The organism is Tenacibaculum sp. SZ-18 (genome assembly GCF_002813915.1).
Lineage (GTDB): Bacteria > Bacteroidota > Bacteroidia > Flavobacteriales > Flavobacteriaceae > Polaribacter.
On sequence record NZ_CP019335.1, the window covers coordinates 109,356 to 125,608 of the forward strand.

The window sequence follows — 16,253 nt, forward strand, 5'->3', positions numbered from 1 at the left end:
AAAAGGTCATTCATAAAAGCAGAACAACCTTTTAAAATTTGTATTAAGCTACAGCAGCGATGCTATCTTCAAGCATGTCCAAAATTCTGCTTAATCCTTCTGGTAATTCATCATTTACCGCTTTTACTTTCACTCCTAAATTGTAAGTTTTATCAACTTTTACTCCTTGAGAAGTGTTTCTTTTATACGAAGCAGAAGCCTTAAAGTTTACAATTTTGTAATTGATTCCTAACTCTGCACTAGCAGCAAATTCCGATGAAACATTACTTGTTTCTGTAGAACTTAAACGAGCATTAAAGTCAATGTTTACTTCATCAATTCGGATTGATGGAATGGTTAACATAGTTAAAAACGGAACTTTAATTTCGATTTCGCTGTCAATAAAATTTGATATTACGTCTGTATTTGCTGGTAAACCTTCATCTTGAAGTTCTTGTGATGTTTTTCCTTTATGTGGATTCGGAACAGATTTCTTGTATTGGAAATCTACATAACGTAATTCATCTGGTTTTGTAGGATCTGCATCTTTTTCAAACCCTACTTCTTTAATAAAGTTTACGGTTGCCATTGAAGCTGCAGTTTGCGCTTGAATAGCTGCCTGTAATGGTCCCCCAACGTATACATTAAAATCTAAGCTATTAAGCTCAGGTACTAAATTTGGCATAATTAATAGTTTTTAGATGTTACCTACTCTTTTTATCTGGCTTTTCGGTTTCCGCCATTGATTTTGTATTTCGAAATAGCGATGGCAAAGATTTGTAAAAGAATTAGTTTGGTTGGTAGTAGAAAAACTGGAATTCAAAAGGTTGTATTCAGTAAGATTCTTGAGTGTTTTTCTTGTATAAAAAAGAGGAAAACTTTTGGATACATTTATTCGAGAAATTGTAGCCGCGAAATGAATTTCTATTTAGTTGGTGGAAATAAATTTGAGAAATAAATATTTTATAATATCTAAACCATAATTTCTTTGTAGTTTTAAACCAAATAATTGCTATCTCTATTTCATGCTATGAACCTAAATGGAGGTAATTATTCAAAACTAATTTTATTAATATTAATTTTTAATTATGAAAACAATTAAAATTGTTTCACTTGCCTTATTGGTAAGTGCGGTATCTTTTATTGGATGCCAAAAAGATGAAGACACTGTTAATACAAATGTTGAAGAAGCTTCAGTGGAAAGACCTTGGAATGCTTTAATGTACAAAGATATGATTGGTATGCTGGAGCATTATGATAAAACCAGAAAACCTGTTTTAGAGAATGCTTTAGGTTTTGAAGACACGAGGATTAACTATTATTCTATTGAAACTTTAGAGAATTACATCAAATATGTAAAACAGTTATCTAAAGAAAAAGGTATTGAGTTTACAGGAATTAATTTTGTTTCTGGTGCGTATCCTGAGAATACAGATCATGGTGTTCCTAATTATCAGAACATAATGTTAATGCCAACAACAAACATAAACGGAAAGAATATAGCATTTGATCCGGTACAATCTTCAAAAGAACAAGTTATCACTATGAAGGAAATGTTTGCTCATTATGGATATAACTGGGTGTACGATAGTAAAGAAGATTATGAGAACAGAAATATTGTGAATAAAAGACTTCGAGAGAATTATGTAAAAAGGAGCAGTGCTGAAGATTTGGAGAGTAGTGCAGGAAATAGAGGGCATTTAGCACCTCCTTTCGAGTAATTTGTATTAAAATTTCAAGAGAAGTAAGTATAATTATTTGTTTTATATTAATATGTAGATATATGAAAATCCCTTACAGTAAAAGGGGTTTTTCCTGCGATTTTGTTTTGAAGTTATTAAGTTCTTTGAGCAAGAATTAAAGAGTTTGTTTTATGTAAAAAAAATGCTTGTATTTTTGAATTTATTAAATAACTAAACTTTAACTAAAATGAAATCGTTACTACGTAAACTTTGTAAATTTTTTGGAATCATTACAAATGATGGTCCAGATGTAACAAAACCAAAAAGATTATTAACCTATAAGGAAATCGTTACTATGCTTCATGAGTATGATAGAACCCGATTTGAGTTATTGGTAAATGGATTAGGTTTTGAGGATACTCGGATTAATACATTTGATTTTCAAGAGTTGAAAAACTATATGAATTATATGGAGAAGGAAGCTAAGGAAAAAGGAATAAAATTAAAAGGAATTAGTTTCATCAAAGGTGTTTATTCAAAGGAGAATGCTCCAAAAGAGGAAGTTAGAAGTTACGAGAATCTTTTATATATTCCCACGAGTATTGTAAATGGTAAAGAAGTTCAAGTAGATGTTTTAAATTCTTCCAGAGAGAAATTAATAACATTTAAAGAAATACTTGAAAAATATAATTATGAATGGCGTTATGATAACAAGGAAAACTTTAAGTTGAAATCGAGTAAAAAAGAAGAAGTAAAAACTTCTTTTAAAACTATGATGATGCGTGATGGATTTACTGAAGAAGAAAGTAGTGCTGGAAATTATGGACACTTATCACCTCCATTGAATTAAAAATTTTTAAAGTGCAATGAAAATTGAATATATTGAGTTACTATTACAAGTATTAACAGCCCTTCTTAGCTTATTTTATTTTGTAAAATATAATGGAAGATTTTTATTTATACTAACAATTCTGACCGTTCTTTCAGCTATAACAGAACTTATTGGAGCTTACAGGATAAGTATTAATAAAACTGCTTTTTCGATATATCATTTTTATTCTTTTTTTCAGTTTAGTATCATGACTTTTATGTATTTAAAACTGATTAGAGATAAAAGAAAAGAAAAGTTATTTGTGATGTTACCAGTAATATTCATATCGCTATGGTTAGGTGTTTTTTATAGAAGTAGTTTGTTTTCTTATTTGATTATAATTATTGCGATTTCCGTAAGTATTTATGTTTTTCTATACCTAAGAGAGCTTTTATTATCAGATAGAATACTTAATTATAAAGAATTATTACCTTTTTGGATTTCAGTAGGATTTCTAGTTTATTATTTGCCTTCGATTCCTTTTTTTACTCTTTATAAGTATATGCAAAATAGAGGCCTTTTCTTCATTTTACATATATTAATTATATTAATGAACTTATTTATAATTTATGGATTGATATGGAGCAAGAAGGAAAAGAAGTACTTATAATCTCTACTATAATAATAACGTTAATTGTACTTTTTTTAATTGTACTTTTTACAATATTTCAGCGCCGAAAAAATCAGTTACTAACTGAAAAGGCAGAAGAGAAAAAACGGTTCGAAAATGAAATTGCCGAAACGCAAATAGAAATTAGAGAAGAAACGTTAAGAAATATAAGTTGGGAGTTGCACGATAATATCGGGCAACTTCTCACTTTAGCAAAAATTCAATTGCAAAATGCTACCCCCGATAATTTGAACGATATTTCAGAAACTATCACAAAAAGTTTAAATGAAATTAGATCCTTGTCTAAACTGATTAACCCAGAGTTTATAAACAATATCAAGTTTAAAGAAGCTGTTGCTTTAGAAATCGAACGATTTAATCGTTTAAAGTTTATTGAAGCTTCGTTAACTGTTACCGGAGAGGAAAAGGAAATTGATCAAAAGCATGGAATTATAATGTTTAGAATTCTACAAGAGTTCTTTTCAAATACTATTAAACATGCAAGAGGATCAAAATTAGATGTCATCCTAAACTTTAAAGAAGATGTCTTAGAAATAACCGCAAAAGATAATGGAGTTGGATTTAATATTGACGAAGCAAATAACAAAGGAATTGGTATTCAAAATATCAAAACCAGAGTTGAATTAATCAATGCAAAAGCTGATTTAAAATCGATTCCAAATAAGGGTACTACTTTAAATATTTATTACTACATTTATACATTATAATCGCCTTCATATAAAAATTGTAACCTAACTTATCTAACAAAAATGAAATATTCAGTTGTCGTTGTAGACGATCATACGCTTTTATCTCAGGCTATTGAGGGCATGGTGAATACTTTCGATAAATTTAAAGTATTGTACACTTGTAAAAATGGAGGTGAAGTGCAAGAAAAATTTACTGCATCACCCCGAAACATTCCTGATATTGTTCTAGTAGATGTGAATATGCCAGTTATGAATGGTATAGAAACTACTGAATGGATAGTAGCGAATTATCCAAATGTAAATGTACTAGCATTGTCTGTTGAAGATGCTGATGGTACAATCTTAAAAATGCTAAAAGCAGGTGCTATTGGGTATTTGTTAAAAGACACGAAAAAGGAAGTCCTAGAAAAAGCATTAATGGAAATTATGGAAAATGGATTTTACCATACCAAAAATGTAACCAACTTACTCTTAGAATCAGTTTCAGGAAAAAATGCTAATAAACATGTCAACTTTAAAGAAAACGAAATCAAATTCATGCGGTTAGCTTGTTCAGAACTGACTTACAAGGAAATTGCAGAGAAAATGTTTTTAAGTCCGAAAACTATAGATGGTTATAGGGACAGTTTATTTACAAAATTAAATATTCGCAATAGAGTTGGTTTGGTAATGTATGCTATAAAAAATAAGATTTACATGCCCTAGTATACTTCGTACTACTCAAAATAAAAAGTCGCCATATTACAGAGTTGTTTTAAAATAGTTTTGTAACAGGCGACTTTTTATTTTATTCAATACTTCTGAAGACTTGTTTAACCTCTAATTCAATATTTATCAATAAATTTGCAGCATGGAAGAAACGAACAGGCAACGAAAAATTGCAGCATTATTACAGAAAGATTTAGTTGATGTACTTCAACGTGCTGCTCAAAACGGAATGAAAGGAGTGATTATCTCAGTATCTAAAGTTTCAGTAACGGCAGATCTTGGGGTAGCAAAAGTATATTTAAGTGTTTTTCCTTCAGATAAAAGAGATGAAATTATTGAAGGAGTAAAATCTAATACACCATTAATCCGTCATGAAATGGCACAACGTACGAGAAATCAATTAAGAAGAATGCCTGAATTATTATTTTTTGGTGATGATAGTTTAGATTATATCGAGGAAATTGATAAATCGTTAAACGGAGAAGACGAAAACCCAATTAAAAATCCAAATATTTTACCACGCAGACAAAAACGCTAAATTTTACTGTAACTCTTATATTGCTATATATTTAAACGCGAATTGAATTTTTCTTTTTACATAGCCAAACGATATTTAAAATCAAAAAGCAGCACAAATGCTATTAATATCATTACTTTGATTGCTATGTTTGGAGTAATTGTTGGTACCATTGCTTTATTCATTATACTTTCTGGTTTCTCAGGTTTACGAACATTTAGTTATTCATTATTAAATGCTTCAGATCCTGATATTAAAATTTCACCAATTACAGGAAAGACTTTTAATTACGATCAAAAAATTGATGAAGAGTTAATTTCTAACACGAACATTGTTTCATTTTCTAAAGTAGTAGAGGAACGTGTTTTTTTAAAGTATAAAGACAAAAGCCATATTGCTCATATTAAGGGTGTAGATAATAATTATACAGAAATTGTTGCATTAGATTCGTCTTTGGTAATAGGAGAGTGGGTTGATCCTGAGTTTAGAAATACTGCAGTTATAGGAAGTGGAATTTCATACAAATTATCACTTCGAATCTTCAACATGACCGATCCGTTAAAAATATTTGTTCCTAAGCCAGGAAAAGGGATGTTAAATGCGGCAAATGCTTTTCGATCTGCGAATGTTCAAATTATTGGAGTGTATTCGGGATCGGAAGAGTTTCAGAATAAATATGTTTTTACGGAACTTGAAGTTGCTCAACAATTATTGAATTACGAACCAAATCAAGTTTCAGCGGTTGAGATTAAATTAAGAAATGCAGACAAGGTAGATGACGAAGCTGCAATTTTACAACAAAATTTGGGTGATTCTTTTAAGGTTCAAACCAGAGCCGAATTAAATGCTTTAATTTATAAGGTGATTAATACCGAGAATTTTGTTTCTTATTTAATATTTACATTAATTGTAATTATCGCTTTATTTAATGTTATTGGGGCAATAATCATGATGATTATTGACAAAAGAAAGAATTTAAAAACTCTTATAAATTTGGGCGCAACACTAAAAGATATTAAGCGAGTATTCGTTTTACAAGGTTTTTTGCTCTGTCTTTTTGGTTTAGTTATAGGTCTGTTTTTGGCTGTGATACTTGTACTTATTCAACAGCAGTTTGGAGTATTTATGATTACACAGAATATCCCTTACCCTGTAGAATTCCAATGGTCTAATTTCTTTATTGTAATTTTAACAATTACAATATTAGGATTTATTGCAGCTAAAATTGCAAGTTCCAGAATAACAATCGATTTTGTTTCAAAATAATTATTACGGTATATATTAGATTCTTTACCGCTCTAATTTTAGTATTATTTTTATCATGTAAATCAACATACAGCAATCCAAAAATCGCTGAATTTGAAAACAATCCTTTTAAGGTTTTAGATAGTTTAGAGTTTATCAAAAGAAGGATTTTTTGCTATTGAAACAGTCAGTGATTTGAAACTTAAAAGCGATCTAGGGGCAAAATATTACGTTCCAAGAGTTAGTAAAAGTTCTAATTTAAGTCCAAGTCTTAGTATCTATAGATCTGATCTTAAAAAAGAGGTTAAAAATTCTGTTAACCTTAAAGATTATTTCAACTTTTACATTTTAAAGAAGGAAAAGTGGAATCGAAAAAAGTTCAATTATAAGTTAGTTAAAGCTAAGCATAAACTTTACGACGAAATTTATGTTATAAATTATATTAAAAGGTTTAAACTTAACGAACAAATAGAAAAATCAGATAATTTAATTGTTTACAACAATGTGGGCTATACAATATCATATGTTGCTGAACGGGAGGCTTATTACCAAAGATTTCCAGAAGTTGAAAAGATGATAAATTCGTTTCGTATACTAGATTAATTCATACGATAAATAGAAAAACCGAACTTGCATTAAAGTGTTAGTTCGGTTTTTAATGTTGTTTAATTTGATACATGTTTCTTTTTAGTGATCTCTTAAATGGAAGACGAGATTTACTTTATGTTTCATTTATCAAAGAAAAGTCTAATTAATCTTTTAACTTGGTATTGTTTTAATTAACTGACATGTCCAAGATACAATCTATTTCGCTTTAACTATTGAAAATTAGCTGTTTATAAGTTTGTTTTTCGTTGAAGGGTTCACAAATTTCGATAAAAGGCGAACCTATCCCATTTCAGGTATACTAGTGTTACCAAACTTTGCGTGAATTTCATCAAACGCACTAAATACATCAGCAGGATCATCAGAGGTTACTAACTTTAAACGGTACTCTTTAAAATGAGGAATTCCTTTGAAATAATTGGTATAATGCCTTCTTGTTTCAACAACTCCTAAATGTTCACCTTTCCAATCAATAGACATTTGTAAATGACGTCTCGCAACATCAATACGTTCGGCTATTGTTGGTTTAGGTAAATGTTCACCGGTTTTAAAGAAGTGCTTTACTTCATTAAAGAACCAAGGGTAACCGATAGAGGCTCTACCAATCATTGCCCCGTCTAATCCATATTTGTCGCGCATTTCCATTGCTTTTTCTGGAGAATCAACATCACCATTTCCAAAAACAGGAATATGCATTCTAGGATTATTTTTTACATCGGCAATTGGTTTCCAATCAGCGCTTCCTTTATACATTTGTGCTCTAGTTCTTCCGTGAATTGAAATTGCTTTGATACCAACATCTTGTAATCGTTCTGCAACTTCTACAATCCTTATTGAATCATGATCCCAACCCAAACGGGTTTTTACAGTAACCGGTAAGTCGGTATGTTTCACCATAGCTTCTGTAAGTTTTACCATTAAATCGATATCTTTTAAAATTCCTGCACCAGCACCTTTAGAAACGACTTTTTTTACTGGACATCCAAAATTAATATCAATAATATCTGGTTTGGTTTTTTCTACGATTTCTATGGAACGTAACATAGAATCCATGTTTGCTCCAAAAATTTGTATTCCTACCGGACGCTCCTTTTCGTAGATGTCTAATTTAATAACACTTTTTGCTGCATCACGAATTAATCCTTCAGAAGAAATAAATTCAGTGTAAACTACATCTGCACCATTTTCTTTACATAATGCTCTAAAAGGAGGGTCACTCACATCTTCCATTGGTGCTAATAACAATGGAAAATTAGGAAGTTCTATGTTGTCTATCTTTACCATAATTCAAAATCGATGCAAATTTACGATTTATATTATTACTAGCAATTTTTAGTTAAGTTATTGAAATATAGTTTGTTTTAAATTACTCTTTTGTTTGATTTGTTCCTTTTTTAAGATAGAATTTATCGTGTATTTGTGTTAATCTTTTCGCGTTTTAATATTAGTTAAAGTTTCTCGTCTACAGTATCTTTCTAAGCTAAAGAGTAGACTATTTTGAAAAAGTATAATTGGGCAATTTTAGGTTGCGGATGGATTGCGGAAATTTTTGCAAGTGATTTAAGAACATTAGATAATGCAGTGTTATATGCTGCTGCGTCAAGGAATATTGATAAAGCGAAAAGATTTGCTAAGGATTTTGGTTTTCAAAAAGCTTTTGGAAGTTATGAGGAAATGTTACAAGACGAGAATGTCGATATTGTTTACATCGCTTCTCCTCACAGTTTTCACTACAAACACACGATTATGTCGTTGAAATATAAGAAAGCGGTTATGTGCGAAAAAGCTTTTGCAATTAATAGCAAGGAGGTTAAAAAAATGATTAAAACGTCGAAACAGGAACATACGTTTTTAATGGAGGCATTTTGGACAAGATTGGTTCCAACGTTTCAAAGAGTTTTATCAATTATTGAATCAAAAGAGCTTGGAGATTTAAAAATGGTTCAATCTGATTTTATGTTTCATGCTCCGTTTGATGAACGAAGTAGGTTGTATGATTTAAATTTAGGAGGTGGAGCTTTACTTGATATTGGTATTTACCCAGTTTTTACAGCCCTACAAACTCTAGGAAATCCAGAAAATATAGTCGCGAATGTAATTAAAAGTCCAACAGGCTCTGATCAGCATATTGATATTATTTTTGAATATAATGAAGACAGAAGAGCATATTTGAGAGCAGGATTTATGAACGATGCTCCAAACTTTTCAATTTTTCATTTTGAAAAAGGTACGGTCCAAATATCAAGAGAAATGAATTGTCCGATTTTAATTAAAACAGAGGAAGGAATTCAAGAATTAAAAGAAGATGATGGGGCAGGATTTGGATATTATTTTGAAGCTTCCCATGTTATGGAATGTTTAGATAAGGGCTATATCGAAAGTCCGATATTAACTAATCAATTTAGTTTAAATTTGATTCAAACTTTAGATGAGATTAGAGAAAAAATAAATGTAGTTTACCCTAATCATGATTAGCGTAAACTACATTTGAGTACAGGGATTACTCGCTAAAAAACTCTTACAATGTTAAATCCAAATGCAATATCTCCGTTAGCATTACTAATAAATCCGGGTTCGTTTGTAGATTGTGCATTTGTAAATAATAATTGAAATACATGTCCGCCAGTTTCTATATCAACACCAAAAGTATATGGATTGTAGTAGATTGATTTTGGGTGTCTGTTAAAATTATGCACATATTCAGCATTGAAACTAATACGCTTACTTAACTTTAAACGTCCCCCAATTCCCATAGCGAATTGATTGTGATTCAGTTCAAATGTTTCTTCTAGAATTTGTAAGTTCTCTCTAATATATGTTGGAGCTAACTCTAAAGATAGGTTCTTTGAAATTCTTCGAGATGCTAAAAATTGTAGTGCATAACTAAATCTATCTGCATCCTTTAAACGATAGTTGCTAAACTGACTATTGCTTAGTTCTGCATTAATATTTACAGTACCATATGCAGCTAAATTCATCGGAAAAGAACTTGATTGTCTAGCTACTCTAACTTTACTTGCTAAAGCAACTGTTTTTTCAAAAGATTCTCTACTGATGCTAAATTGTATTCCATCAAAAAAACTATACAGTAATTCTATTTTTGTGTTTGCAAAATCCAAACCTAGAAAAGTATCCAAACCATCTTTTAAGGGGCCAAATCTGTGTGAAACAATTAAATATAATTCTCCTTTAGCGGCAATTTTTGTTGATTGTAAATTTCCGATTTTAAGTGTTTTGAATGCTGGCAGCTCAAACTGGGTTAGGTTTTTATCATTTTTATCTGTTGATTTTTTATCTTTTTTAGCTAAATCATCAAGCTCATCTAACAAATCATCTTGGGAAAGAACTGTTGATGTGCTAATAGACAAAACAAAGCAGAAAAATAAGGTTAGTCTTTTAAAATGCATTGGTTTAGTTTTAATTCGTTTAGTAAGTCGTCGTAGCCTATAATAATTCCTTTAATTTTTACAGTTTGACTTTCCTTAAGTTTTTGTGTTGATTGTACATCAGTGAATTGACAAAATACCATTTCATCAATAATAATTCCTTCATCGTTAATAGAAGATACTTTTCCTTCTATTAAAACAACTTTACTGTTGAGTTTATCAGCACTTTTAGATAATTTTAAAAGTAAATCTTTTGATGATCCTTCGAATGAAATTTCAATATCTTCTGTTGTATCAGCTTTTTTGAAAACATAATTATATCCAAAAAAACCAACGATTAATATAAAGGAGACGAGAATAAGTTTGTTATAATTTTTCAGTAAATTCATAGTTGATTTCAATAGTTACTTCTTGTGCAATCTTACGTCGTAAAAGACTTGGTATTTCAATATTAAAATCTCCTGGAAGAACCACGAATTTGGAAACAAGAATGATTTTTTCTCCCACTTTAGATATAGTCCCTTTAGCTTCCATTTCTTTATCAATTCCCCGAATATTAAGTGTTCCTTTGATAATAATCTCTTTTGAATTTTCAAGTTCACTTACTTTAATATTTTGAACATATCCTCTAAATGTTGCTTTTGGAAATTCTGCTGAATCCATAAAGTTTTCATTAAAATGCTCTTGCATTAATGCCAGTCGAAATTTAAATGCACTTATAAAAAGTTGTGAAGCGATTTTTCCTTCATTGGTTAAAATTGCACTTGTGCTTTTGTTTAACGCTTGTACAGGTTCGAAAGCTTTTACAGATGCTCTAAAACCGGTAGTACCAGTTCTGGTAAAATATTTTTGTGCAAATACTGATTGAGCAATCAGCATCAAAATAATTAAAAATCTCATATTATAGTTTCTTTTTTATTGTTAGAATATTAATTCTCTAAAAAATTATCAGCTTTCCATTGATCAATTATACTACGTGTTGCACTAGGTAATCGGCCTGAGGGTGGCATAAAATTGGATGTACTATTAATACGATTTAATAAATTCCCATTTTCAGCTTGACTTCTAACTTGAGTATATGTATTTAACGATACTCCTGCTGCAGGAGATGAACCTGTGTGACATCCACTTACCGCACAACTGTTGTTAACTATATTTTTTATATCTTTTTGGTAGGTTACTTTTTGAGTAGGGTCGATCACCACAGGATTTTCGTTGACGACTTCCGAAGTAGAACAACATACAGTTACTAAAGATAAAATTAAAAGTGATGTTAGACTAAGTTTTTTCATGATTTTTTGTTTGTAATTTATATATAGGGAGAATTGGAACTCTAAACTTTGTTCTCGGTAAGTATTAGTAAGTAAGGTATTTAATCTTAGGGTGGTGCATTTCATTTAAGAGCTCAGCATATGTTAATATTTAAACGATTCTAAAAACTTTAATTATTAATAATGTCTACCTCTAATTTCGGATTTTAGTTCGAATAGAATAAAAACGAATATGCTGAGTCTTCGAGTTACACCTTAAATATTCAAGTGTTACTCTGGATTGATGGCTTGTTATATAGATTAAATTCTAAGTTTCATTTTGGTCTCAAATCCTAAGATCATTATTAATGTCGTAGCAAATTTATTTTACTTACGAGATTTTTTATAATTAATTACAGTCAAGGGGAATTTATTTGGGTTAAAAGGGAAAAAAATGGTTTAAGTTTTTTGTTAAACATAGACCTTCATAGAAATTTATCCTTCTGAATCAAAGGTTTGAGTGTTGGTGAAATAATGTTCTATGTAAATTTCGTTTTGGTAATATTTCTGAACATCCAAGTCAATTTTTGGAGCAACATCAAAACCGAACACTAAATTCTATTTTACTTTTTGAATCATTACAAAAGTTTGCTATCTTGTTTTCACCCTAAGAATATTACGTAATTACTTTTATTCTATGATGTAATTAATCTTCAACAATAAATTAGTTTGTCATTTTAATTACCATTAGTCAGATAATGAATGATGAGAGCTGAACTTCGTTCGTGTGCCCTATTTCTAAATTAGGCAGTCTTTTACCATTCCTTACGAAGCACGGGTTGATTGAATGTTTGTGTGGATACTTTTGATTGTTATATGTTTGTCAACTTCGTTAGTAATCATGATTTTTATTTCTGTAGCCTTACTTTTCGAAAACCCAACATTTGTTCTGTGCTTTAAATCACTGTGCAAATGAGTCATACAATAAATAGTTTAATAAAATTTATAGGACTTCTAATTTTGGAGACGAATAAATATTCTTGAAAGGAACTTTTCATGATAGTAAAGGAACTGGAATTAGCAGAAACTTTACTTAAAAACTCGTTATTACTATCGTTAAAAAATAATAGTTTCTGTTTAAATTAGAATATTTTAAAATAAATAGTGATCATAAACTTTTATTTGCTAGACACGGTGCAATTAGCGTATCTTTGCAAGTCATTAAGTAGGAATTAAGAACGAATGAAAAACATTAGAAATTTTTGTATTATCGCCCATATTGATCATGGAAAAAGTACGCTTGCGGATAGATTATTAGATTTCACGCAGACAGTAACAGAGCGCGAAAAGCAAGATCAATTATTAGATAATATGGATTTGGAGAGAGAGCGTGGAATTACAATCAAATCACATGCAATTCAAATGGATTATGTTCACAATGGAGAACCTTATATTTTGAATTTAATTGATACTCCAGGGCACGTAGATTTTTCTTATGAAGTTTCTCGTTCAATTGCTGCGTGTGAAGGAGCATTGTTAATTGTAGATGCTGCTCAAAGTATTCAAGCACAAACTATTTCTAATTTATATTTAGCTTTAGAAAATGATCTGGAAATTATTCCAGTTTTAAATAAAGTTGATTTACCATCGGCAAATCCTGAAGAAGTAACGGACGATATTGTTGATTTATTGGGTTGTGATCCGGAAGATGTAATTCCAGCAAGTGGTAAAACTGGTTTTGGAGTTGATAATATTCTAGAAGCTATTATAGACAGAATTCCTGCACCAGAAGGAAATCCAGATGCTCCTTTAAAAGCATTAATTTTTGATAGTGTGTATAATTCATATAGAGGAATTGAAACATACTTTAGAATTATAGATGGTTCAATTAAAAAGAACCAAAAGATTAAGTTCATGGCAACTGGGAATGACTATTTTGCTGATGAAGTTGGAACTTTAAAATTAAAACAGGAGCCAAAGAAAGAAATCAAGACTGGAGATGTTGGATATTTAATTACAGGTATTAAAACTGCTAAAGAAGTAAAGGTAGGAGATACTATTACAGATTTTGTAAATCCTACAACTGATAATATTGAAGGTTTTGAGGATGTAAAGCCAATGGTATTTGCTGGGATTTATCCGGTAGACACCGAGGATTATGAAGAATTAAGAGCTTCTATGGAGAAGTTACAATTAAATGATGCTTCCTTAGTATTTCAACCAGAAAGTTCAGCGGCATTAGGATTTGGTTTCCGTTGTGGATTCTTAGGTATGTTGCACATGGAAATTATTCAAGAGCGTTTAGAACGCGAGTTTAACATGACTGTTATAACTACTGTTCCTAACGTGTCGTATCATGCCTACACAAAAAAAGAGCCAGATGAGATTATTATCGTAAACAATCCGTCTGATTTACCTGATCCATCCAAATTAGATAGAGTAGAGGAACCGTTTATCAAAGCGTCTATTATTACAAAATCAGATTTTGTAGGACAAGTGATGAGTTTGTGTATTGAAAAACGTGGACAAATTATTAATCAAACATATTTAACTCCCGAAAGAGTAGAGTTAATTTTTGAAATGCCGTTAGCTGAAATTGTTTTTGATTTCTATGATAGATTAAAAACAGTTTCTAAAGGATACGCATCTTTTGATTATCACCCAATTGGAATGAAGAAATCAAAACTTGTTCGTGTAGATATGTTACTAAATGGGCAATCGGTTGATGCACTTTCATCTTTATTACATGACAGTAACGCTTATTCGATTGGAAAAAGAATCTGTGAGAAATTAAAAGAATTAATTCCTCGTCAACAATTCGATATTCCAATTCAAGCAGCAATCGGAGCAAAAATTATTGCTCGTGAAACGGTCAAGGCTTTACGTAAAGATGTAACAGCAAAATGTTACGGTGGAGATATTTCTCGTAAGCGTAAGCTTTTAGAGAAACAAAAGAAAGGAAAGAAGAGAATGCGTCAGGTTGGAAATGTAGAAATTCCACAACAGGCTTTTATGGCTGTATTGAAATTAAATGATTAATATATATTTAACCCTAGGAGTAAAATTCTAGGGTTTTTTATTTAAAAATAAATTCTATTTTTACAATCTAATTAAATTTTAAAAAACTATGGAAAATTCTTTTAATTCATTTGATAATGATAGAGTATTAATCGCCCAAACAACCGATGCTGAAAGAGTAGAGTTTTATAAGAAAACATATGCTCACGTTGCAGGTGGTGTTTTATTATTTATTGTTTTCGAATTTTTATTACAGCAAAGTGATGCTCTTGTAAACTTTATGTTTTCAATGACCCAAGGTTGGAAGTGGTTACTGTTACTCGGAGGTTTTATGTTAATAACTAACTATGCTGAAAGTACAGCTTTAAGAACAACAGACAAGAATTTACAGTACATGGCTTATGCAGGTTATGTTTTTGCAGAAGCATTTATTTTTGTTCCATTAATCGCGATTGTTACTAGATTTATGGGAGCGGAAGGTATGGCAGTACTTCAACAGGCTGGAATTGTCACCTTAACGTTGTTTGCGGGATTATCGGCCGTAGTTATCATTACTAAAAAAGACTTCTCTTTTTTAAGGTCTGCTTTGACTATTGGATTCTTTATAGCAATCGGTTTAATCATTGGGGGATCTTTATTCGGGTTTAATATGGGACTTTGGTTTTCAGTAGGAATGTGTGTATTAGCTGGAGGTTCTATTTTATATCAAACGTCTAATTTAGTACATAAGTTTACAACCGAAGATTATATACCAGCCGCATTAGGTTTATTTGCTTCTTTAATGCTACTGTTCTGGTATGTTTTACAAATATTTTTAGACAGAGATTAGTTTAAATTTACTATCGTTTATATATGAAAAAAGGCTCGAGAAATCGAGTCTTTTGATTTTATATAACCTCATCTATTGTTCAAGCCATTTTCTGAATTCAGCAGTTGTAGAAGAGCTGGTCATAGGCTTTTCCTTACATCCAGATATTGTCAATAACAATCTGTTTTTAAAATGACTTTCAATGTTTTCTATGAATTCAATGTTGATAATTTCGCTTCTATTGATCTTGAAAAATTTATCTGTATTTAATTTTTTAGATATACTCCCTAACGATTGAGAAATGGTGTGTCTTTTTCCATTGTAATCGGTTGCGATACAAAAATCTCCAGAAGCCTCAATGAAGGAAATATCAATGACATTTAGCAGTTGTATTCCCTTACTCTTTTTAATCACAAATCGTTTTTTGAACGTTGTGTTTTCTTCTTTTAATGTAGATTTCAATTCATTAATTACTTCAGTATTCAAGTTGCCATAGGTTCCTTTTTTAAAAAGTGATTCGTATTTTTCCAAAGCACCATTAAACTCTCTTTTAGTATAAGGTTTTAAAATATAAGCAATTCCATTGGAGTTAAAAGCTTTGAATAAATATTCATCATGTGCCGAACAGAATATGATAGGAATGTCCGTATTGATAACATCGAATAAATCAAAAGAAATTCCATCTAATAGTTGTATGTCAGACAGGATTATATCATACATTTTTTCCTGCATAAATTGCTTGCCGTCCTTTATACTTCTGGCCCAATCGTGATTCATTTTATCCTTGAAATAGTCATTTAGATAGGCAGAAAGTTTCTGGTATGCAGGTATTTCATCCTCTAGAATAAGTATTTTCATAGTAT

The 16,253-nt window shown here is 30.5% G+C and carries 18 protein-coding genes; 11 read left to right on the forward strand and 7 right to left on the reverse strand.

All coding sequences use genetic code 11. The annotated features are described in order from the left end of the window. Nucleotides 1-43 precede the first annotated feature (43 nt). Entirely contained in the window at nt 44-664 is a 621-nt protein-coding gene (locus BTO06_RS00510) for a DUF2589 domain-containing protein (RefSeq protein WP_100923440.1), read from the reverse strand. 403 nt (nt 665-1,067) lie between these two features. Here BTO06_RS00510 and BTO06_RS00520 point away from each other — a divergent pair, with 403 nt between their 5' ends. The 8 genes from BTO06_RS00520 to BTO06_RS00555 all read left to right on the forward strand — a co-directional run bounded on the left by BTO06_RS00520 (nt 1,068) and on the right by BTO06_RS00555 (nt 6,925). Continuing rightward, entirely contained in the window at nt 1,068-1,700 is a 633-nt protein-coding gene (locus BTO06_RS00520; RefSeq protein ID WP_100923442.1) for a hypothetical protein, read from the forward strand. A 208-nt stretch (nt 1,701-1,908) separates the two neighbouring features. Then, nucleotides 1,909-2,511 (forward strand): hypothetical protein, encoded by a 603-nt coding sequence (locus tag BTO06_RS00525; RefSeq protein ID WP_100923443.1) that lies wholly within the window; start codon nt 1,909-1,911, stop codon nt 2,509-2,511. Between the two features lie 16 nt (nt 2,512-2,527). Further along, nucleotides 2,528-3,142, forward strand: a complete 615-nt coding sequence (locus tag BTO06_RS00530; protein ID WP_100923444.1) for a hypothetical protein — start codon at nt 2,528-2,530, stop codon at nt 3,140-3,142. After that, nucleotides 3,112-3,870, forward strand: a complete 759-nt coding sequence (locus BTO06_RS00535; protein ID WP_100923445.1) for a sensor histidine kinase — start codon at nt 3,112-3,114, stop codon at nt 3,868-3,870. The genes BTO06_RS00530 and BTO06_RS00535 overlap by 31 nt, the downstream gene beginning before the upstream one ends. Before the next feature lie 42 nt (nt 3,871-3,912). Next, entirely contained in the window at nt 3,913-4,557 is a 645-nt protein-coding gene (locus BTO06_RS00540; protein WP_100923446.1) for a response regulator transcription factor, read from the forward strand. Between the two features lie 145 nt (nt 4,558-4,702). Further along, complete coding sequence (rbfA, locus tag BTO06_RS00545; protein WP_100923447.1) at nt 4,703-5,098, forward strand: 30S ribosome-binding factor RbfA; 396 nt, start codon at nt 4,703-4,705, stop codon at nt 5,096-5,098. A 42-nt stretch (nt 5,099-5,140) separates the two neighbouring features. After that, nucleotides 5,141-6,343 carry an ABC transporter permease gene (locus BTO06_RS00550; protein WP_100923448.1) on the forward strand — a complete coding sequence of 401 codons (1,203 nt, stop codon included), beginning with the start codon at nt 5,141-5,143 and terminating at the stop codon, nt 6,341-6,343. Nucleotides 6,344-6,517: 174 nt separating this feature from the next. Beyond that, on the forward strand, nt 6,518-6,925 hold the full coding sequence (locus tag BTO06_RS00555; RefSeq protein ID WP_100923449.1) for a hypothetical protein: 408 nt from the start codon (nt 6,518-6,520) through the stop codon (nt 6,923-6,925). A 285-nt stretch (nt 6,926-7,210) separates the two neighbouring features. On the opposite strand, the gene dusB is transcribed toward BTO06_RS00555, so the two are convergent. Then, the gene (gene dusB / locus BTO06_RS00560; protein WP_100923450.1) at nt 7,211-8,212 is read right to left on the reverse strand and encodes a tRNA dihydrouridine synthase DusB; all 1,002 of its coding nucleotides are present in this window, start codon (nt 8,210-8,212) and stop codon (nt 7,211-7,213) included. A 213-nt stretch (nt 8,213-8,425) separates the two neighbouring features. Here dusB and BTO06_RS00565 point away from each other — a divergent pair, with 213 nt between their 5' ends. Then, nucleotides 8,426-9,403: a Gfo/Idh/MocA family protein gene (locus tag BTO06_RS00565; RefSeq protein WP_157811675.1), complete on the forward strand. Its 978-nt coding sequence runs from the start codon at nt 8,426-8,428 to the stop codon at nt 9,401-9,403. Between the two features lie 32 nt (nt 9,404-9,435). Here the strand turns inward: BTO06_RS00565 and BTO06_RS00570 are convergent, their stop codons facing one another. The 4 genes from BTO06_RS00570 to BTO06_RS00585 are packed head-to-tail and all read right to left on the reverse strand — an operon-like array spanning nt 9,436 to nt 11,606. Continuing rightward, entirely contained in the window at nt 9,436-10,335 is a 900-nt protein-coding gene (locus BTO06_RS00570) for a DUF5777 family beta-barrel protein (protein WP_100923452.1), read from the reverse strand. After that, nucleotides 10,317-10,703: a hypothetical protein gene (locus BTO06_RS00575; RefSeq protein WP_100923453.1), complete on the reverse strand. Its 387-nt coding sequence runs from the start codon at nt 10,701-10,703 to the stop codon at nt 10,317-10,319. The genes BTO06_RS00570 and BTO06_RS00575 overlap by 19 nt, the downstream gene beginning before the upstream one ends. Continuing rightward, nucleotides 10,681-11,214 carry a YceI family protein gene (locus BTO06_RS00580; protein ID WP_100923454.1) on the reverse strand — a complete coding sequence of 178 codons (534 nt, stop codon included), beginning with the start codon at nt 11,212-11,214 and terminating at the stop codon, nt 10,681-10,683. The genes BTO06_RS00575 and BTO06_RS00580 overlap by 23 nt, the downstream gene beginning before the upstream one ends. Before the next feature lie 29 nt (nt 11,215-11,243). Further along, nucleotides 11,244-11,606: a c-type cytochrome domain-containing protein gene (locus tag BTO06_RS00585; protein WP_100923455.1), complete on the reverse strand. Its 363-nt coding sequence runs from the start codon at nt 11,604-11,606 to the stop codon at nt 11,244-11,246. A 1,200-nt stretch (nt 11,607-12,806) separates the two neighbouring features. Between BTO06_RS00585 and lepA the strand changes: the two genes are divergently transcribed. Further along, on the forward strand, nt 12,807-14,603 hold the full coding sequence (gene lepA / locus BTO06_RS00590; protein ID WP_100923456.1) for a translation elongation factor 4: 1,797 nt from the start codon (nt 12,807-12,809) through the stop codon (nt 14,601-14,603). A gap of 88 nt (nt 14,604-14,691) precedes the next feature. Then, a complete protein-coding gene (locus BTO06_RS00595) occupies nt 14,692-15,411 on the forward strand; it encodes a Bax inhibitor-1/YccA family protein (protein ID WP_100923457.1) in 720 nt (239 codons plus the stop codon). 72 nt (nt 15,412-15,483) lie between these two features. Here BTO06_RS00595 and BTO06_RS00600 read toward each other — a convergent pair whose 3' ends face one another. Beyond that, nucleotides 15,484-16,248, reverse strand: a complete 765-nt coding sequence (locus BTO06_RS00600) for a LytR/AlgR family response regulator transcription factor (protein WP_100923458.1) — start codon at nt 16,246-16,248, stop codon at nt 15,484-15,486. Nucleotides 16,249-16,253: the final 5 nt, after the last annotated feature.